Here is a 19,508-nt window from a genome sequence, read left to right as displayed (position 1 = left end):
CAAAAAGTAAGGCAAAGAGCGGATTCGCTCTCTGCCACCTCCAACATATATCGCACCGGGGGCCTTGCGGCAAGACCCGGGTGGTGCCGCAGAATCTCCAGCCGACGCCCAAATCTGGGAAAATCGGGGGATTCCATGATCGATGTCATCATTGCTGGCGGCGGACCGACCGGCTTGATGCTTGCCAGTGAGTTGCGGCTGCATGGGCTGCACGCGCTCGTGCTCGATAAGCAGACCGAGCCGACCAGCTACGTCCGCGCGCTCGGCCTGCACGCACGCAGCATCGAGGTGATGGACCAGCGAGGTCTGCTGGAGCGGTTCCTCGCCCTCGGACAGCAGCACCCGGTCGGGGGCTTCTTCGCCGCGATTCCCAAGCCGTCGCCGGGCGGGCTGGACACCGCCCACGCGTACGTCCTCGGCATTCCGCAGACCACCACCGACCGTCTCCTGAACGAACACGCCAGCGAGGTCGGCGTCGAGATCCGGCGCGGCAGCGAACTCGTCGGGCTGAGCCAGGACGACAACGGGGTGGGCGTGCGGCTGGCCGATGGTACGCAGTTACGGTCGCGCTACCTCGTCGGCTGCGACGGCGGTCGCAGCACCGTACGCGGGCTGCTCGGTGTCGGCTTTCCCGGCGAGCCCAGCAGCGTCGAGACGCTGCTGGGCGAGATGGAGGTGGGCGTGCCGCCGGAGACGGTGGCCGACGTGGTGGCCGAGGTCCGCAAGACCCATCTCCGATTCGGTCTCGGGCCCCTCGGAGACGGGGTGTACCGCGTCCTGGTCCCGGCCGAGGGGGTGGTCGAGGACCGCACGGTCCCGCCGAGCATCGACGACTTCAGACACCAACTGCGGGTGTACGCGGGCACCGACTTCGGTGTCCACTCACCACGCTGGCTCTCCCGCTTCGGTGACGCCACCCGGCTGGCCGAGCGTTACCGGGTCGGCCGGGTGCTGCTGGCCGGCGACGCGGCGCACATCCACCCGCCGACCGGCGGGCAAGGGCTCAACCTCGGCATCCAGGACGCGTTCAACCTCGGCTGGAAACTGGCCGCCGAGCTCAACGGCTGGGCGCCGGAGGGGCTGCTGGACAGCTACCACAGCGAACGGCATCCGGTGGCCTCGGACGTGCTGAACAACACCCGGGCGCAGATGCTGCTGCTCTCACCCGAGCCGGGGCCGCGGTCCGTGCGCCACCTGCTGTCGGAGCTGTTGGACTTCGAGGACGTCAACCGGTACCTGATCGAGAAGATCACCGCGATCGGGGTCCGCTACGACTTCGGCACGGGCCACCACATGCTCGGGCGCCACATGCGTGACGTACGGCTGGGACGGGGGCGCCTCTACGAGCTGATGCACGGCGGCCGGGGTCTGCTGCTCGACCAGACCGGCCAGCTCTCGGTCGCCGGCTGGGCGGAACGGGTCGACCACGTCGTCGACGTCAGTGAGGAACTGGAGGTGCCCGCCGTGCTGCTACGGCCCGACGGTCACGTGGCGTGGGTGGGCGACGACCAGGCCGGCCTGCTCAGCCAGCTGCCCAGGTGGTTCGGCGCGCCCGTCACCTGAACGGTCAGCGCTCGCCGAGGAACGCGCTGTCGACCAGTTGGCGGGGTGATCGGGCGCCGCCGAGGCTCTTTGCCTGGTACATGGCCGCGTCGGCGCGGCTGAGGGCGTCGGTGAGCTGGGCCGGGCCGGTCACCGGGGCGAGCCCGACGGAGGCGGTGACCCGGACGCTGCATCCGCTCAGCCGGATCGGCGCGGCGACGGTCTCGCTGAGCCGGCGGGTCGAGTGCTCGATCCAGCGCCGGTCGACTGTGGGGCTGGAGAGCAGCCCGGCGAACTCGTCGCCTCCGAGGCGGGCCACGAGGTTGTCCCCGGCGAAGCCGGCGAGGCGTTCGGCAACACTGATCAGCACCTGGTCGCCGGCGGCGTGCCCGTACCGGTCGTTGATCTGCTTGAAGTCGTCCAGGTCGAGCACCACGGCGATCAGCGGCTGGCCGGCGGCGTCGGTGAGCAGGGCGGCTGCCAGGCGGTAGAAGGCGCGTCGATTGGGCAGCCCGGTGAGCGGGTCGTGGCTGGCGGCGTGCCGTTCGGCGGCCAGCTCGGCCTGGAGGTGACCGATCTCGGCCTCGGCGCGCACCGCCCGTCGGCGTAGCTGCCAGGAGGAGAGCAGCGCGCCCGCCGCGCAGACGCCGGAGGCGACACTCATCGGATCCGGCACGAACCCTCCCATCGCCGCGACCGCCTCCAGCCTTCGGTTGACGCGGCACGCCGCGTCGGGCCCAGTTTTGCCTGATCGTTGCCCGTGTCGGGGTAACTCAAAGTGAACGGATGGGCACCGATCATGTGCGTTATCATGCTCGCCGTCGGATGCAGATGCAATAGCAGATGCACGTGCAGAACCGTCCAATGTCGATACCGCACCCCCTCGCCGTCACCGCTCCTCCCACGGCCACCGGCGGGCTCGTAACAGAAAGACGCCCCCATGCAGCAGCCACCCAATGGCGTACCGATCCACCAGTTGCCTCCGCTGAGCTGGCAGAAGAGTCGCCGCAGCAACCCCAGCGGCAACTGCGTCGAACTGGCCGAACTGCCCGAGGGAGCGGGCATCGCGGTCCGCAACTCACGACACCCGGAAGGGCCGGCGTTGATCTACACGGTGGATGAGATCGCCGCCTTCGTTCTCGGTGCGCGGGACGGAGATTTCGACCACCTGATCAACTGACCGTCCGGGGGTGGGTCGTCCCGGTGACGGGACTTATTCACCGGCGCGGAGGAGTTCACCTCACTGTCGGTCCATGGCATGCTTACACGTCGGCCGGGCCGGGGCGCCCGGCCGTCGTGGGTCGGTGTCCGGAGGTCCGCACGTGACGATGGTTCCCGCCGAGGGTGGCCCGACAACCGGGCCGACAGTGCTGCGCATGCTGCTCGGCGCCCAACTGCGCCGCCTCCGGGAGTCCAGCGGGGTGACCCGGGAGGGCGCCGGCTGGGAGATCCGCTCCTCCGAATCCAAGATCAGTCGGATGGAGCTGGGTCGGGTCGGCTTCAAGGAGCGTGACGTCGCCGACCTGTTGACCCTCTACGGCGTCACCGAGGACCACGAGCGTGACGCGCTACTCAAGCTCGCGCGGGACGCGAACAGCCCCGGCTGGTGGCACCGCTACGGCGACGTGTTGCCGTCCTGGTTCCAGTCGTACCTGGGCCTGGAGGCCGCCGCCGCGCTGATCCGCAGCTACGAGGTCCAGTTCGTGCCCGGCCTCCTGCAGACCCGGGAGTACGCCCGGGCGGTCGTGCTGCTCGGGCACGGCGCGGCCGGCCCGGGCGAGATCGACAGGCGCGTCGGGCTGCGGATGCAGCGTCAGCAGCTGCTCCAGCGGCAGAACCCGCCGCAGCTCTGGGCCGTGGTGGACGAGGCGGCCCTGCGTCGCCCCATCGGCGGCGCCGAGGTCATGCGCGGTCAGCTCACCGCGCTCATCGAGGCGACCAAGTCGCCCCACATCCGGTTGCAGGTCATCCCGTTCGCCGCCGGTGGCCACGCCGCCGCCGGGGGCGCCTTCACCATCCTGCGCTTCGGCGACCAGGAGCTTCCGGACATCGTCTACATCGAACAGCTCACCAGCGCCATCTACCTGGACAAGCGCGACGACCTGGATTACTACGCGGTGGCCATGGAGCGGCTCTGCGTCGAGGCCGAGCCGCCCGAGCGTACGGCGGAGATCCTCGGCGACCTGCTGGACGACCTCTACCCGGCCTGACTCCCGACTGACGTCCGTCCACCGTCCATGGTCGTCGAGCACGCTGTGGCCGTCGCCCGCCTGCCCTGACCGCTGCGGCCCCGCGGGGTCTCTCAGTCCACGTATTGACCGACGCCGACCGGTCGGGCTAGTCTCTGTATCGATACAGACTGGATCGATACAGAGAGGTGCCGGTGAAGCCAACACTGCAAGCCGTGGCCGACGCCGTCGGCGTCTCGCGCAGCACCGTGTCCAACGCCTACAGCCGCCCCGACCAGCTCTCCGCCGCCCTGCGCGAGCGGATCCTGGACGCCGCCCGGCAACTCGGGTACCCCGGCCCCAACCCCACCGCCCGCTCCCTGCGCCGAGGTTTCGTCGGTTCGATCGGGGTGCTGTTCACCTCGCAACTGTCGTACGCCTTCACCGACCCGTTCGCGGTCCGCTTCCTCGCCGGTGTCGGCGCGGCGGCCGAGCGGCACGGCACCAGCATGCTGCTGGTGCCGCTGCCCCCGGCGGTGACCGACGCCCGACAGGCGGTGGAGAACGCCGCCGTCGACGGGTTCTGCGTCTACTGCGTCGCCGACGAGGAATGGGCGTTGGACGTGATCCGCCAACGCGGGCTGCCGTTCGTCAGCACTGCCGCCCGCGACGAAGCCGGCGCCGACGAACGGTTCGTCGGCATCGACGAGCGGGCCGCCGCGCGCAGCGCCGCCGCGCACGTCGCAGGGCTCGGGCACCGTCGGGTGGCGCTGCTCGCCGACTCCGTGCTGCCCGACGCGCCGGCCGGCCCGCTCACACTGACCGGGGTCGACCAGGTGCCGCACCCGACCACCCGAGGTCGGCTCAGCGGGTTCGCCGACGCCTTCGCCGAGGTCGGCGTCGGCTGGGCCGAGCTGACGCTGGTCAACGTCCCCGGCAACAGCCGACCGGCGGCAGCCGCAGCCATCGCCGGTCTGTTCGACCAACCCGCGCCCCCGACCGCCGTGCTGGCCGGCTCCGACGTCCTCGCGCTCGGTGTGCTGGACGCCCTGGCCGCGCGGCCCGCCCATGATCGTCCCAGCGTCTCGGTGACCGGCTTCGACGACGTCCCCGAGGCCGCCGCGGCCGGCCTCACCACCGTCCGGCAACCGGCCGAGGAGAAGGGTCGGATCGCCGCCGAGCTGCTGCTCGACCCGCCCGCGGACGCCGCGGCCGGCCACGTGTTGCTGCCCACCGCACTCGTCGTCCGGGGCTCCACCGGACCTGTCCCGAGGAGTTGACCATGGAACTTCCCACCGGATACATCACCGCGCTCGACGCCATGAACCGGCACGTCAACTCGGCCCGACCGGATGCTCCGGTCCAGGTCGAACACCCCCGCCGGGCCCTGCTCGCCCCGACCCGACAGGTCACCGCCCTGGCCCTGCGTCGGCTCGCCGACCGCATCCAGCCGCGACCGCTGCCCGCCAGCCCGCGCTGCTCCTGACCCGCACCAATCCCATTCCGGTACGCACGGGACGAACAGTGTGGGTCCGGGCACGCAGAGTGGTCGACTGCGGTGTTGCCAGGCAGACTGGTGAAGCCATGTCGCCGCTCACGCCTACTCTCCGCCTCCACGACCGCTACGTACTGCACGAGCGGATCGGTCTCGGTGGCATGTCCGAGGTGTGGCGAGGCGACGACGAGGTGCTCGGGCGGCCGGTCGCGATCAAGGTGCTCGCCGGGCAGTTCGCCACCGACCCGCAGCTGCGGGCCACCATCCAACGCGAGGCCCGCGCGGCCGCCCGGCTGACCCACCCACACGTGACCCAGGTGTACGACTACGCCGAGGCGACCCTGGCCGGCGGCGTCGTGGTCCCGTACCTGGTGATGGAGCTCGTCGACGGTCACAACCTGGCCGACCGGCTGCGGACCGGGCCTCTGCCCTGGCCGGAGGCGGTCCGGGTGGCCGGGCAGATCGCCGCCGCGCTGGCGGCCGCGCACCGCATCGGCGTCGTGCACCGCGACGTCAAGCCCGGCAACGTGATGCTCACCGACACCGGCGCCAAGGTGCTCGACTTCGGCATCGCCGCGCTCGGCGGCCTCGACAGCCAGTCCGGCGAACCGCTGATGGGCACCCCCGCCTACTTCGCCCCGGAACGGCTGACCGCCGGCCCTCCCGACCCGGCGAGCGACGTGTACGCCCTCGGCGCACTGCTCTACCGCACCCTCACCGGGCGGGCGCCACTGCCCGTGCAGAGCTGGGAGGACGCGCTGGAGGTGCACCGGCGGGGCACCCCGGTGCCGCCGCTGCGGGTGCCCGGTCTTCCTGCCGACATCGCCGAGCTGACCGTCGCCTGCCTGGCCGCCAACCCGGCCGACCGGCCGAGCGCCGCGCATCTGGCCCGCCGCTTCGGCGCCGGACAGCCGGTCGAGCCGCCCACCGAGCTGCTGCGCATCCGGCCGGCCGCCCACCCGCCCACCCTGATCGACAGGTCGGTGGTGGCCCGCCCCGTCCCCGCACCCGTCGCGCCGGCCCGACGCCGTTCGCGTCGGCCCCTCGCCGTGCTCGTCGCGGCAGTGCTCGCCGTGCTGATCGGCGTCGGCGTCCTGTTCGTGGAGGATCCGCTCGGCAACCCGGGCACACCCGACCCGGCCGAGATCGCCGCTGCGCCGTCGACCTCCGCCCCGGCCCCCGCACCCACGACACACTCGCCGACGCCGGCCGCACCGTCCTCGCCACCCCCCGCCGCCAGCACCGCGCCCTCGACCGTCGGACAGCAGCTACCGGTCAGCTTCCGGGAGGTGAGCAGCGAGTTCGCCGCCGTCCTCGCCACAGCGGTCGCCCGTGGTGACGTCGACCCGAAGATCGCCGAAGATCTGCGTGACGACCTGGCCGACCTTAACCGCCGCACCAGGGACCGCGCCGAGCGCGTCGCCGACCTACGGGACCACATCGCCGAGCTGGTGCGGCGGGACCGTCTACCAGCGCAGACGGGCGCGAAACTGGACGCTCTGCTCGCCCGGGCCGACAGCTTCTCCACCAGCCGTACGGACGACTGATATCCCCGTCGATACCGCTGGCATGATGTCCCGATGCGGACACGTCTGATCTTCGTGCGACACGGCGAGTCGGTCCACCAGCTCGAAGGAATCATCGGTGGGCCACGTGGCTGTCGGGGCCTCACCGCCCTCGGCCACGAGCAGGCACACGACCTCGCCAACCGGCTCACCGCCGAGGTCGCCACCGACGGTCCGGTGGCGGTCTACTCGTCGGTGCTGCGCAGGGCCGTCGAGACCGCGCAACCGATCGGCGCGGCGTTCGGGGTTCGGCCCGTGGCCGACTGTGGCCTCTGCACCTGGCACACACCCCCGTACGCCGACGGCCTGCCGACCGCCCTCTTCCGCACCGACCACGCGGTGGCGGGTGGCGGCGTGTTCCGACCGTTCGAGGAGGGCAACGAGAGCTGGGCAGAACTGGTGGTCCGCGTCAGCCGCGCGATCATGGAGATCGCCCACCGGCACCGGGGCTCCACAGTGGTCCTGGTCGGCCACAGCGAGACCGTCGAGGGCGCCTTCCACGCGTTGGCCGCGCAGCCGGTGTTCCGGGCGTTCGACCTGGACGTGCCCCCGGCCTCGATCACCGAATGGACCACCGACCACGACCCCGGCGGTTGGCCACCGGCCCGATGGACGCTGCGCCGCTTCGCCGACACCGGCGGGTGGGTCAGAGGCTGACCCAGCCCACGCGGCCTTCAACCCGCCCGGGCTGGGGCGGTGCTAGTCGGCGGCCAGGATCTGCTCGCGCAGGATCTCCGCGTGCCCGCAGTGCTGCGCCAGCTCGCGCAGCACGTGCAGGTAGACCCAGCGCAGCGGCAGTGGGCCGCGCCGGTTGCCGCGAAGCAGGTCGTCGAGACCCAGGCTGGACGTGGCGCGGCGGGAGGCTTCGCAGGCATCCCGGTGCGCGCGCTGGACGGTGGCGATCGTGTCGCCGTCATCGAGGATGAACGACTCGTCCGGCGTGGCCGGGATGCCGATCTCGGTCCGGGGCCGACACGTGACGGCCTCGTCGAACCAGACCCTCTCCACGAACGCGGCGTGCTTCACCAGACCCAGCAGCGTCGTCCGGGACGGCACCAACGACCGGCGCGCCTGCTCCTCGGTCAGCCCGTCCAGGTAGCCGTTGAGCGCTCTGCGGTGCTCGTCGATGAACGCCTCGAACTGCGCCTGGGCCGACTGCCCGACGACATCATCGGCGAAGGTCGGAGGAAAGGAGGTCATTCCCGAAGCATTTCAAGGTCATTGCCGCCGCGCAAACAGCACACTCAGCCAAAGGAGAGAAGAGCGCCGCGCTCGTCGAAGCGGGCGGTGCCCGCCCAGGCGATCTCCCAGCGGTTGCCCTCCGGGTCGGCGATGTAGCCGGAGCGCCCACCCCAGGACCGGTCGGTCGGCTCCGCCACCACCGTCGCCCCCGCCGCGACGGCGGCTCCGAACGCCGTGTCGACCTCGTCGCGGCTGTCGACGTTGCAGGCCAGCGTGACCCCCGACCAGCCACCGGCCGGCGCGGGCACACCCGGCGCCGCCTCGGCGGCCAACTCCGGCAGCGGGTAGAGCGCCAACAGCACACCACCGAGCAGGAAGGCCGACCAGCCGTCGTCACTGGCTGGCAGCTCGGGCCAACCCAACGACCGGTAGAACGACCGCAGCGCGGCGACATCGCGCGCTCCCAGTGTGACCACTGACAGCCGGGAGGGGACAGTGCTCATGGGCCGACCGTAACGTGGTCGCCGTCCGCCACCCGCCCGGAGCGGACCACGGTGGCGTACGCGCCGACACACGGCTGGGGACCCATTCCGGGTGAGCAGGTCGCGCCAGCGATGGGGTTGCTTGGCGCTGGCCACCCGTCCACTGGCCCGATCCAGCAGGGCCAGCACGCGGTCACCCGCGACGCCGGTCTCGCCGATGTCGGCGGCCGAGGTCCGCTCTCCGAGCAGCGACTTGACCGGGTACCGCCGCAGCTGCACCACCCGTCCGGAGATCATTCCGTCACCCTAACCGCGCCCGCCGCCGCCCCGGTCGGGCGACGTGAGGCTGACGCTGACCGACTCGCCCGGGTCGGTGCCCGCGCGGGCGTACACCTCGCCGTCCGGCGTCCAGACGCCCGACCGCCCCGCCGCCTCGGTGTAGCCACCGCCGGTCGACCCGGCGAAGCTCGCCACCGCCACCCAGACCCGGTGCGCGGCGGTGATCCGGTGCGCCCGCTGGTCTATCACGGCGGCGTCGCCGGCCGTCTCCAGGACGCCCGCCGCGTACACGTCGATCCCGAGCGCGGCCGTCCGGTCCGCGTGCGCGGCCACGCCGGTGTCCTTGCAGATCGCCAGCCCCACCCGCCAACCGTCCACATCGAGCACGACCGGGGCATCGCCGGGCCGGAACCGGCGGGCCTCGGCGTCCCCCAGCCACATCTTCCGGTACGCCACCGTCGCACCGCCGCCGGTCACCGCCAGCATCGCGATGTGGTCGCCGGTGACCGGCGCACCGACCAGGGCCAGCGCACCCGCCTCGGCGCACGCCTCGACCAGCGGCGCCAACCGCGGGTCGTCGACCGACACGACCGGCGCGTCCAACTCGTACCCGGTCAGCGACAGCTCCGGAAAGACCACCACCCGGGCGCGCGCCGCGCGGACCGCGGCGGCGTGCGCCCGCGCGTTCGCCGCGACATCCAGGGGTACGCACGGCGGCTGGACCACAGCGAGCCGCAGCGGGGTGCGGCTTTCCACACCCCCACCGGTGTGGTCGACCCGCGCTGTCGGGCGGTCGGCCCCATGGTCGGCTCTCAGGATGACTTCGTAACGTGGGCGCATGATTCGAACGTCCCACGCCGTGTTCGCCACCGGAACCCCCGCCGCCGCAGCGGAGCCACCACAGGACGGGATCGTCGGCTACGTCACCGACCTGGTGGAACGACTCGGTGGGCCGGGTGCCGGCCTGGCAGTGGCGTTGGAGAACCTCTTCCCGCCGATCCCCAGTGAGGTGATCCTGCCGTTGGCCGGGTTCGTCGCCGCGCAGGGACGGATGAGTCTGATCGGTGCGATCTTCTGGACCACGCTGGGTTCGGTCGTGGGCGCGCTCGCGCTCTACCTGATCGGCGCGGCCCTGGGGCGCGACCGGATGCGCGCCATCGTCTCCCGGCTTCCGCTGGTCAAGCTCAGCGACGTGGACCGGACCGAGGCGTGGTTCCTGCGGCACGGTGTGAAGGCGGTCTTCTTCGGCCGGATGATCCCGATCTTCCGGAGCCTGATCTCCATCCCGGCGGGCGTGGAGCGGATGCCGGTGACCACGTTCCTGCTCTACACCACACTGGGCAGCCTGATCTGGAACACCACATTCGTGCTCGCCGGCTACCTGCTGGGCGACAACTGGCACCTCGTCGAGGGCTACGTCGGCACGCTCCAGAAGGTGGTGATCGTGGTCTGCGTGGCGGCGGCCGCCTGGTTCGTCGGGTCCCGCGTGCTGAAAGCCCGTCGCGCCGCCCGCAACCCCGAGCCGACCGAGCCCGAGCAGAGCGCACTGAACGGGATGCCCGACCCGGGCGGTCGCGGCACCCTCTACCGAAGCGGATCCTGGGCCTCGGACGAGCGCTAGTCAGCCCTCTTCTTCTACTTCACTCACGCGCCACCCGGGTCGCCTGCGGGCGGGTCAGATGACGCAGAGCAGGGGGAACGGGCGTGGTGCGGAAGGCGGGCGAGGTGGTGGGGGAGCGGCGTATCGGCAGGTGGTGCCTTCGGCTCCGGCTGCCGCTCGGCGTCGCCGTCGGCATCGCGACGGCCGCCGTCGAACTCGCCTTCCTCGCCGTCGTGGCCGCCGCATCCAGCGTGCGCGCGGTAGCGCCTGCGGCCGGCCGTCGGATTGCCGGCCTGACCGACCGGTACGGCGGGCGGCTGGCGCGGATGGAACATCGCCGCCTCGTCGGGCTGCTCGCCGCGGAGGATCTGCCCGCGCCGACCACCGTGGCGACCCGGCGGCAGCTCGGCTACCTGGCCGCCCGGCTGCTACCCGGCACGCTCGGCCTGCTGGCGTACGCCGTGCTCGGCGTCGGCCTGGTGCTGGCCGGGATCGTGCTGCGCGCGGCGGTGCGCGGAGAGCTGACCCTCCTCGACGCCCTGTCCCAGGTCGGCGTCGGGGCGGTGCTGTTACTACTCAACGTTCAGGCCGTTGCCAGCATCGCCGCGCTGGACATCCGGCTGGCGCGACGACTGCTCGGGCCGGGAAGTCGGGCGGAGCTGACGCGGCGGGTCCACGAGCTGACCACCAGTCGGGCCGGGGTCATCGCCGCGGTCGACGCCGAACGGCAGCGCATCGAACGCGACCTGCATGACGGCCTCCAACAGCGGCTGGTCGCCCTCGGCATGCTGCTCGGCCGGGCCCGGCGCGCCCGCGACGCCGACCGCACACACGCGCTGCTCGCCCAGGCGCACCAGGACGTGCAGCGGGCCATCGAAGAGTTGCGCGAGGTGGCGTGGCGGGTCTACCCGTCAGCACTTGACGACAGCGATCTGGGCGAGGTCCTGGCCATCGTCGCCCGCGGATCCGAGGTGCCGGTGCGGATCCGTTGCGAGCTGCCCGTCCGCCCCGAGCGGCAGGTCGAGACGGTGCTGTACTTCGTGGCCTGCGAGGCGCTCACCAACGCCGCGAAACACGCCGCCGCTACCCTGGTCACTGTCGAAATCGGAGTACGGGATGGGTGGATCCGGATGCGCGTACACGACGACGGCGTCGGCGGGGCGGAACCGACCGGACGCGGGTTGTCCGGCCTTGCGCGACGGGTCGCCGCGCTGGACGGTCGGCTGCTGGTGACCAGCCCGGCCGGCGGTCCGACGACAGTGGTGGCGCAACTGCCGTGCGACTAGTCCTGGCCGAAGACTCGACGCTGCTCCGGGAGGGTCTGACGCGGCTGCTCGCCGACGAGGAGCACGAGGTGCTCGCGGCGGTCGGGACCGCTGACCAGCTTGTCGAGGCGGTCGGACGATCACGTCCCGACGTGGTCGTCACCGATGTCCGGATGCCACCCAACCACACCGATGACGGCCTACGGGCCGCCCTGGAGATCCGTCGTCGGTGGCCCGACACCGGCGTCCTCGTGCTCTCCCAGTACGTGGAGCGGCGTTACGCCGGGCGGCTGCTCGCGGACCGTCCCGAAGGAGTCGGCTACCTGCTCAAGGACCGGGTCGCCCAGGTAGACGACTTCCTCGACGCACTCGACCGGGTCGCCGCCGGAGGCACCGCCCTCGACCCGGAGGTGGTCCGTCAGGTGGTGGCCGGCTCGGACCGGCCCGACCCGTTCGGTCGGCTCACGCCGCGGGAACGGGACGTGTTGCACGAGATGGCCCAGGGCCACACGAATCTCGCCATCGCCCAGCGGCTGCACGTATCGCAGAGCGCTGTCGAGAAGCATGTCAACGCGATCTTCGACAAACTCGACCTCGCACACGCAACGGGCTACAGCCGACGAATCCTCGCAATCCTGCGCTACCTGGGCAGCTGACCCGCCCAGCTCGTGGGCCGGGCACGGCGGCCGGCCCGGCGTGCGGGATCGCAGGCCTGGGCACGCGTGGGCGGGCAGAAATGCAGGATCGGAATCGGACGCGCGCTCTGGGGCCGGACGCGCGGATCGGAGGCCGGCCACACGGTCTGGTCCGGACGTGCGGGTCGGAGGCCGGCCACACGGTCTGGTCCGGACGTGCGGATCGGAGGCCGGCCACGCGGGGCCAGCCGGCATGCAGGATCGTAGGCCGGGCATGCGCGGGCCGGGGCCCGGCATGATCGACTCGGGTTTCATGAAGTCGGGGTGTCCGGGCGTCCGGGATGCCCCGACTTCCGTGAACCCGAGTGGATCACGCCCGGCCAGGGGTGGTTTGGGGTCGCGCGAGCCTCGCCGTCTGGGCGGTTTGCCCGTTGATGGGTGTTTGTGGGGTGTGGCCGGGTGCACTCGTGGGCCGGAATCATGGCCGGGCCGGGGTCGTTACATACCCTGACGATCGCAGTACCACCGACCCGCCGTCCGACCTCGGGGGCTGGTCACGCCGGTTGGAATGCCAGCCCGCGCCCGGTCGTTACAGTCCCCACGAACGACCGCAGGCACCGCCACGACGAGGGTGCCGGAAGATGGGCCACCCCCGGAATGACCCTGGCCCCCGGGTCGTTACACAGGGACCCGGCGCCACGAGCCCCCCCCGCTCGCCAGGTCGCCGACCCGACGCCCGACATGGCGTCACCCCTCAAACTTTCCCCCTTTGTACCTGCAGCGCCGGACGAGGTGCTCACACCCTGCCGCCGCCCCCCTTGGCGGTGTGGGTGTTCTACCCCCGAAGGAGCTACCCCCATGAACACGATCTTCCGTAAGAGCGTTCTGTCTGTTGCTGGTCTCGCGTTCGCCGGTGGTGTGTTCGCCGGTCCGATCGCCGCCCACGCCAACCCGGTGGATGCCAAGCCCGTCGCGGTGGCCGTGCAGTCGGCGGCGCCGAAGCCGCAGGGCGACCAGTCCCGGATCACGCTCAACGACGAGCAGACCGCGAACGTGAAGGCGATCATCGCCGCCACGAAGAAGGCCGGTCTGCCGGAGCGGGCCGCGGTCATCTCGATCGCGACGAGCCTGCAGGAGTCGAAGTTGGAGAACCTGGGTCACCTGGGTGACATGAACGACCACGACTCGCTGGGCCTGTTCCAGCAGCGCCCGAGCTCGGGTTGGGGTACGCCGGAGCAGATCACCGACCCCGCCTACTCGACGACCGCGTTCCTGAAGGGTCTGAAGCAGGTTGACGGGTGGCAGGACATGGCGCTGACCGACGCCGCGCAGACGGTGCAGGTCTCGGCCTACCCGGACGCCTACGCCCAGTGGGAGCAGCAGGCCACCGACCTCGTCGCCCAGCACTGGAACAGCTGACCCCGCACGCTTGAACCACAGCACCACAGCACCATCGCAAACGAGCACGCAGCACCACCGCACGGCAACACCACCGCAGGACACCGACCACTGGCCGGCACTCGCAAACCGGGGTGCCGGCCAGCGGCACTTCCGTTTCCGCGTGTGGCAGGCGCATGGTGGTTGGTCGCGGATCGTTGCGATGCCGGGTGCCCGCCGAATGCGGATTCGGCGACGCCGGTCCCCGCCGGAGGTGAATGGGGCGACGCCGATCCTCGCCGGATGCGGATGGGGCGACGCCGGTCCCCGCCGGATGCGGATGGGACGACGCCGGGTGCCCGCCGGGGATGTGGGGATGTGGGGATGCGGCGATGCCGGGTGCCCGCCGGGTGTGGATGGCGTGGCCCGGGTCGGTGGCTGCCGGCAGATCTTGGACAGTTTCCGTTACGCGCGAACGGAAACTGTCCAAGATCTCGTGGGTTATGGCCGAAGCGCGGCGCGATGGCGGGTGTCGTGGTCGTGCGGCGAGCGGCAGTGCAGCGATGGGACCCGGCGGCGGAACGGCCCGGCGGGGGTGCGGGAACAACGGCGCAGGCGGGCTGGTTGTGGAGGGTGTCGGTGTGACTCAGTGTCCCCGGGCCTCACCTAATATCGCCCTCGCGGAATACCGTTCGGCTGGAGCCGCGTCGTGCCACTCGCCGAGAGGCGACCTGCACACCGACACCAGCGCCGCCCCCGGCCCACCAGCCGGGGGCGGCGCTGTCTGTGCTCGTCAGTCAGAGCGTCGCGGCACAATGTCCGGATGACTGACGCGCAGCCGTGGTCCGAGCAGTCTGGCGTGCTCGTACTCCCCAGTGGGGCGACGGTGCGCGGACGCCGCGTCGCTGCCGCGACCTCGCCCGCCGACTTCGCCGTGCTGCTGGCACCTGGTCCGGAGCCAGCCTGGCCGCACCGGCGGATCCGGTGGCCCGATTTCTGGGTGCCGCTCGACCGCGCCGAAGCCCTCGACGTCCTAGGGGAGGCGCTGCGACGCGCCCACGACGGTGAACGTGTCGAGGTGGCCTGTCGGGGTGGGGTGGGTCGTACCGGAACGGCCCTGGCCGCGCTGGCGATCCTCGACGGTCTGCCGGTCGAGCGGGCGGTGCCGTGGGTGCGGGCCGGCTACCATCCGAAGGCGGTGGAGACCCCCTGGCAGCGGCGCTGGCTGCGCCGCGTCCCCTGACGGAGCGCCGCCGCCAGACCGCCGCCACCGGATCGCCGCCGACCCGACCGCCGCTGGAGCGCTACCGCCGCCCCGACCGCCGCTGGAGCGCTACCGCCGCCCCGACCCCCGCCGGAGCGCCGCCGCCGTCGCTCCTGCCAGCCGCCCGTGGCGCCGCGTCAGCCGACCGCCGCCGCTGGCACCGTCGAACCACGGTGCACCCGTCGCTGCTGTACTCAGGCCGGTAGCGGGCAGCGGTGTCAGACCTGGCCGATCACCGCCGGGTCGTTGACGTACGCGCGGAGGTGCTTGGCGGTGAGGGTGTCGCCGGTGGCGACCAGCTCGGCCGGTGTGCCGGTGAAGACGATGCGGCCACCGTCGTGGCCGGCGCCGGGGCCGAGGTCGATGAGCCAGTCGGCGTGTGCCATGACCGCCTGGTGGTGCTCGATGACGATCACCGTGTTTCCGGCGTCGACCATGCGGTCGAGCAGGGCCAACAGTTGGTCCACGTCGGCCAGGTGCAGGCCCGTGGTCGGCTCGTCCAGGACGTACGTGGTGGTTTTCTCGGCCAGGTGGATGGCGAGCTTGAGTCGTTGCCGCTCTCCGCCGGACAGGGTGGTCAGTGGCTGGCCGAGGCTGAGGTAGCCCAGCCCGACGTCGACCAGCCGACCGAGGATGAGGTGCGGGAAGAACGCGTACGCCTCGGTGACCGACATGGTCAGCACCTCGTGAATGTTCTTGCCGCGCAGCGTGTACGTGAGCACCTTGTCGGTGAAGCGTCGCCCCTCGCACCGTTCGCAGACGCTCGCGACGCCGGCCATCATCGCCAGGTCGGTGTAGATGAGGCCGATTCCCTTGCAGGTCGGGCAGGCGCCTTCGGAGTTGGCGCTGAACAGCGCGGCCTTGACCCCGTTGGCCTTGGCGAAGGCGGTGCGGATCGGGTCGAGCAGCCCGCTGTAGGTGGCCGGGTTGCTGCGTCGTGAGCCTCGGATCGGTGACTGGTCGACGATGACGACCCCGGTCCGGCCGCGCAGCGACCCGTGGATCAGTGAGCTCTTGCCGGAGCCGGCCACGCCGGTGACCACGGTGAGGACCCCGAGCGGGATGTCCACGTCCACGTCGTGCAGGTTGTGCAGGTCGGCCTGGCGGATGGCGAGCTGCCCGGTGGGTTTGCGTACCGCCTCGCGCAGTGTCACCCGGTGGTCCAGGTGTCGGCCGGTGAGGGTGTCGGAGCGGCGCAGGCCGGGGATGTCGCCGGTGAAGCAGATCCGACCACCGTCGGTGCCGGCGCCCGGCCCTAGGTCGACCACGTGGTCGGCGATGGCGATGGTCTCTGGTTTGTGTTCCACCACCAGCACCGTGTTGCCCTTGTCGCGCAGCCGTAGCAGCAGGTCGTTCATCCGGGCGATGTCGTGCGGGTGCAGGCCGACTGTGGGTTCGTCGAAGACGTACGTGACGTCGGAGAGGCTGGAGCCGAGGTGCCGGACCATCTTCACCCGTTGCGCCTCGCCGCCGGAGAGGGTTGCCGACTCGCGGTCCAGGCTGAGGTAGCCCAGACCGATCTCGACCAGGGAGTCCAGCAGGTCGCGAAGGTTGGCGACCAGTGGCGCGGCCCCCGGGTCGTCGACGGTACGGACGAACGCGGCCAGGTCGCTGATCTGCATGGCCGAGCACTCGGCGATGGTGCGCCCGGCGATCCGCGACGACAGGGCCGCCGCGTTGAGTCGGGTGCCGCCGCAGTCGCCGCAGCTGGTGAAGGTGACCGCCCGGTCGACGAAGGCGCGGATGTGCGGTTGCATCGACTCGCGGTCCTTGGACAGGAGGAGCCGCTTGACCTTGACCGCCAGCCCCTCGTACGTCCAGTTGTTGCTGCCCACCTTGATCTTGGTGGCCGGTTTGTGCAGGAAGTCCTCCCACTGTTGCGGGGTGAAGTCCTGGAGTTTGACGTCCGGGTCGAACAGGCCGGAGCCGACGATGGTCTGCCAGTACCAGGAGTCGACAGCGAAGTTGGGCACGGTGATCGCGCCGTCGTTGAGGGAGCGCTCGACGTCGACCAGCTCGTTGACGTCGAGGTCGGAGACCCGGCCCAGCCCCTCGCAGGTGGGGCACATGCCTTCGGGCAGGTTGAAGCTGTACGCACCGGCGCCGCCGACGGACGGCTGGCCGAGGCGGCTGAAGAGGATCCGCAGCATGGCGTACGCGTCGGTGGCGGTGCCGACGGTGGAGCGGGAGTTGACTCCCATCCGTTCCTGGTCGACGACGATGGCCGCGCTGAGGTTGCGCAGCGAGTCGACGTCCGGCCGGTTGAGGTTCGGCATGAACGACTGGAGGAACGCGCTGTAGGTCTCGTTGATCATGCGCTGGGACTCGGCGGCGATGGTGCCGAAGACCAGCGACGACTTGCCCGACCCGGAGACACCGGTGAAGACGGTCAGCCGGCGTTTGGGGATGTCGACCGAGACGTCGGCGAGGTTGTTCTCCCGCGCCCCGCGTACCTCGATCATGTCGTGGCTGTCGGCGGCGGACCATGCTGGCTGCGACATACGAACCCTTCACGGAATCGTGGCGGGACTTTGCCCCGCCGGGCACTGGCGGGTTCCATTGTCTCATTCATCCCCATGTAGAGACTTTTTGCGAACTCCGAGTGCTCGCGAAAGCACTACACCCCGTAAAGTCTCAAATCACGTCGTAAGCGGTACGGTGGCTCGCGTGGACGTCGCCTCGAACGATCGGCTGCGCGCCGTGGACCTGGCGGCCACCGTCGGGATCTCGGTGCAGCAGGTGCGCAACTACGTCGAGTTGGGGGTGCTGCCGCCGGTGCGCCGCACCACCAGCGGCTACCGGATCTTCACCACCGAGCACGCCCGGGCGCTGACAGTGGCGCGGCGGTTGGCCGAGGGGCACGGCTGGAGCCGTACCCGGGAGATCATGGCGGCGGTGCACGCGGGTGACCTGCCGGCGGCCCTGGCGGCGCTCGACGGCGGCCATGCCGAGCTGGACCGGGAACGCGCCGAGATTCGCCGGGTGCTCGGTGCCTTCGAGACCGTGCTGGCCAGCCCACCGGCGGCCCGACCCGCACCACGCCACGGCGCCCGCATCGGCGAGGTCGCCGCCCTGGTCGGGGTCCGGACCTCGCAGCTGAGGCTGTGGGAGGAGCGCGAGCTGCTGCGCCCGGGCCGCACCCCGGGCACCAACTACCGGGTGTACGACGAGGCGGAGCTACGCGCGGCGCAGGTCATCGCGTTGCTGCGCCGGGGCGCGTACCCGTTCGAGATCATCGCCGCGGTGCTGGGCGAGCTGCGGACCACCGGGAGCGCCCAGCGGGTCCGCGCCGAGCTGGGCCGCCGCGAGCAGGAGCTGCACACCCGCAGCCTGCGCCGGCTGCGGGGCACCGCCGCGCTGCACGACTACCTGCGCGGTCGCGGCGACGCGAGTTGACCGGCTCCCGTCCCGCCGGGCGATCCTCCTGACTAGGGTCGGGCACATGAGAGCTGCGCTGCTGGCGGCCACGACGTCCGCCGTCCTGCTCGCTCCCGTGCCGGTCGGTGCGACGGGAGCGTCCGCCGCGCCGACGGTGGGCTGCCCCCGGGTTCCGGCCCCGGCGGCGTCCCGCCCACCCCGCCCGTCGCCCCCGCCCGCCGTCGGTGAGCAGCGGATGATCGGCGGCGCGGCGCTGGACACGGCCGGCCTGGTCGTGCCGACCGGCGTCGCCGCGCCGCCGAGGGTCACGGCCACGTCGTGGCTGGTCGCCGACCTGGACAGCGGCCAGGTGCTCGGCGGCTGCGGCCCCCACGAGTACGGCACACCGGCGAGCGTGCAGAAGCTCCTGCTGGCGGCCACGATGCTGCCCAAGCTCGACCCGAAACAGATGGTCACCGTCACCGACGCGGACATGAACATCGAACCCGGCTCCTCGGCCGTGGGCCTGGTCGCGGGCGGCCGGTACACCATCGAGACCATCTGGCTCGGGTTGCTGCTCAACTCCGGCAACGAGGCCGCCAACGCGCTGGCCCGACTCGGCAGCGGGACGGACAGCGCCGCCGGTGTGCGCGCCATGAACGAGCAGGCGCACCACCTCGGCGCGCTCCAGACGCACGCGGTCACCCCGTCCGGGCTGGACGGCAAGGGGCAGTTCACCAGCGCGTACGACCTGGCGCTGATCGCCCGGGCCTGCTTCGCCGAGCCGACCTTCCGCCGGTACGCGCTGACCGAGCAGACGTCGATTCCGGCCCAGCCGGCGCAACGCACCAAGGGTTTCGAGATCCAGAATGAGAACCAGCTCATCTACCGGTACCCGGGGGCGCTCGGCGGCAAGACCGGCTTCACCGACCTGGCCCGGCACACCTACGTGGGGGCGGCGGAACGCGGTGGACGGCGGCTGGTGGTGACACTGCTGGGCGCCGAATCGACGCCGGTACGCGGCTGGGAGCAGGGCGCGGCCCTCCTGGACTGGGGCTTCACACTGCCGCGGGACGCCGCAGTGGGTCGACTGGTCGAGCCCGGCGAGCTGACCGCCACCCCGTCGGCGGCGCCGTCCGCGCTGGCGGCGCCCGGTGCCCCCCGACCGGCGGCGGCCAGCGGGCCCGCGCGTACCGGCTCGGAGTGGCTCTGGTCGGTGACCGCTGTGAGCGGCGCGACGGTGATGGCGTTGTTGGGCGGCCTGCTGTGGCGGCGTCGCCGCCGAATGCCCTGACGG

At 71.6% G+C, this 19,508-nt stretch carries 19 protein-coding genes; 14 read left to right on the top strand and 5 right to left on the bottom strand.

All coding sequences use genetic code 11. From position 1 onward, the window contains the following. The first annotated feature begins 135 nt into the window (after nt 1-135). Complete coding sequence (gene rox, locus OG598_RS13650; RefSeq protein WP_328654781.1) at nt 136-1,563, top strand: rifampin monooxygenase; 1,428 nt, start codon at nt 136-138, stop codon at nt 1,561-1,563. 4 nt (nt 1,564-1,567) lie between these two features. Here the strand turns inward: rox and OG598_RS13645 are convergent, their stop codons facing one another. Beyond that, on the bottom strand, nt 1,568-2,218 hold the full coding sequence (locus tag OG598_RS13645) for a GGDEF domain-containing protein (RefSeq protein ID WP_091407349.1): 651 nt from the start codon (nt 2,216-2,218) through the stop codon (nt 1,568-1,570). A gap of 264 nt (nt 2,219-2,482) precedes the next feature. Between OG598_RS13645 and OG598_RS13640 the strand changes: the two genes are divergently transcribed. The 6 genes from OG598_RS13640 (at nt 2,483) to OG598_RS13615 (ending at nt 7,427) form a co-directional block, all read left to right on the top strand. After that, nucleotides 2,483-2,722, top strand: coding sequence for a DUF397 domain-containing protein (locus OG598_RS13640; RefSeq protein WP_091406718.1), 240 nt, complete (start codon nt 2,483-2,485; stop codon nt 2,720-2,722). Nucleotides 2,723-2,870: 148 nt separating this feature from the next. Next, nucleotides 2,871-3,752, top strand: a complete 882-nt coding sequence (locus tag OG598_RS13635) for a helix-turn-helix domain-containing protein (protein WP_442931508.1) — start codon at nt 2,871-2,873, stop codon at nt 3,750-3,752. Nucleotides 3,753-3,946: 194 nt separating this feature from the next. After that, nucleotides 3,947-4,990 (top strand): LacI family DNA-binding transcriptional regulator, encoded by a 1,044-nt coding sequence (locus OG598_RS13630; protein ID WP_328654779.1) that lies wholly within the window; start codon nt 3,947-3,949, stop codon nt 4,988-4,990. A gap of 2 nt (nt 4,991-4,992) precedes the next feature. Continuing rightward, on the top strand, nt 4,993-5,196 hold the full coding sequence (locus tag OG598_RS13625) for a hypothetical protein (RefSeq protein ID WP_328654778.1): 204 nt from the start codon (nt 4,993-4,995) through the stop codon (nt 5,194-5,196). 98 nt (nt 5,197-5,294) lie between these two features. After that, nucleotides 5,295-6,752, top strand: a complete 1,458-nt coding sequence (locus tag OG598_RS13620; RefSeq protein WP_328654777.1) for a serine/threonine-protein kinase — start codon at nt 5,295-5,297, stop codon at nt 6,750-6,752. Nucleotides 6,753-6,785: 33 nt separating this feature from the next. Continuing rightward, the gene (locus tag OG598_RS13615) at nt 6,786-7,427 is read left to right on the top strand and encodes a histidine phosphatase family protein (protein ID WP_328654776.1); all 642 of its coding nucleotides are present in this window, start codon (nt 6,786-6,788) and stop codon (nt 7,425-7,427) included. Nucleotides 7,428-7,469: 42 nt separating this feature from the next. On the opposite strand, the gene OG598_RS13610 is transcribed toward OG598_RS13615, so the two are convergent. From OG598_RS13610 to OG598_RS13600, 3 genes are read right to left on the bottom strand one after another with little or no spacing between them, the layout of a single operon-like run. Further along, complete coding sequence (locus OG598_RS13610) at nt 7,470-7,970, bottom strand: DinB family protein (RefSeq protein ID WP_328654775.1); 501 nt, start codon at nt 7,968-7,970, stop codon at nt 7,470-7,472. Nucleotides 7,971-8,014: 44 nt separating this feature from the next. Further along, the gene (locus OG598_RS13605) at nt 8,015-8,731 is read right to left on the bottom strand and encodes a VOC family protein (RefSeq protein WP_328654774.1); all 717 of its coding nucleotides are present in this window, start codon (nt 8,729-8,731) and stop codon (nt 8,015-8,017) included. 9 nt (nt 8,732-8,740) lie between these two features. Beyond that, a complete protein-coding gene (locus tag OG598_RS13600; RefSeq protein ID WP_328655326.1) occupies nt 8,741-9,469 on the bottom strand; it encodes a carbon-nitrogen hydrolase family protein in 729 nt (242 codons plus the stop codon). A gap of 82 nt (nt 9,470-9,551) precedes the next feature. Between OG598_RS13600 and OG598_RS13595 the strand changes: the two genes are divergently transcribed. The 5 genes from OG598_RS13595 to OG598_RS13575 all read left to right on the top strand — a co-directional run bounded on the left by OG598_RS13595 (nt 9,552) and on the right by OG598_RS13575 (nt 14,833). Beyond that, a complete protein-coding gene (locus OG598_RS13595) occupies nt 9,552-10,334 on the top strand; it encodes a DedA family protein (protein WP_328654773.1) in 783 nt (260 codons plus the stop codon). A gap of 83 nt (nt 10,335-10,417) precedes the next feature. Beyond that, entirely contained in the window at nt 10,418-11,599 is a 1,182-nt protein-coding gene (locus tag OG598_RS13590) for a sensor histidine kinase (protein WP_328654772.1), read from the top strand. After that, a complete protein-coding gene (locus OG598_RS13585) occupies nt 11,590-12,234 on the top strand; it encodes a response regulator transcription factor (RefSeq protein WP_328654771.1) in 645 nt (214 codons plus the stop codon). Before OG598_RS13590 ends, OG598_RS13585 begins: the two co-directional genes overlap by 10 nt. Before the next feature lie 837 nt (nt 12,235-13,071). Next, entirely contained in the window at nt 13,072-13,632 is a 561-nt protein-coding gene (locus tag OG598_RS13580) for a hypothetical protein (RefSeq protein ID WP_328654770.1), read from the top strand. A gap of 781 nt (nt 13,633-14,413) precedes the next feature. After that, the gene (locus OG598_RS13575) at nt 14,414-14,833 is read left to right on the top strand and encodes a protein-tyrosine phosphatase family protein (protein WP_328654769.1); all 420 of its coding nucleotides are present in this window, start codon (nt 14,414-14,416) and stop codon (nt 14,831-14,833) included. A gap of 239 nt (nt 14,834-15,072) precedes the next feature. On the opposite strand, the gene OG598_RS13570 is transcribed toward OG598_RS13575, so the two are convergent. Next, nucleotides 15,073-17,355 (bottom strand): excinuclease ABC subunit UvrA, encoded by a 2,283-nt coding sequence (locus tag OG598_RS13570; protein WP_328654768.1) that lies wholly within the window; start codon nt 17,353-17,355, stop codon nt 15,073-15,075. A 166-nt stretch (nt 17,356-17,521) separates the two neighbouring features. Here OG598_RS13570 and OG598_RS13565 point away from each other — a divergent pair, with 166 nt between their 5' ends. Further along, nucleotides 17,522-18,250, top strand: a complete 729-nt coding sequence (locus OG598_RS13565) for a MerR family transcriptional regulator (RefSeq protein WP_328654767.1) — start codon at nt 17,522-17,524, stop codon at nt 18,248-18,250. 46 nt (nt 18,251-18,296) lie between these two features. After that, nucleotides 18,297-19,505, top strand: a complete 1,209-nt coding sequence (locus OG598_RS13560; protein ID WP_328654766.1) for a D-alanyl-D-alanine carboxypeptidase family protein — start codon at nt 18,297-18,299, stop codon at nt 19,503-19,505. Nucleotides 19,506-19,508: the final 3 nt, after the last annotated feature.

Source organism: Micromonospora sp. NBC_00330 (assembly GCF_036136635.1).
Lineage (GTDB): Bacteria > Actinomycetota > Actinomycetes > Mycobacteriales > Micromonosporaceae > Micromonospora > Micromonospora salmantinae.
Note: the sequence above shows the minus strand (reverse complement) of the source record. Positions and strands in the feature narration are given on the sequence as shown.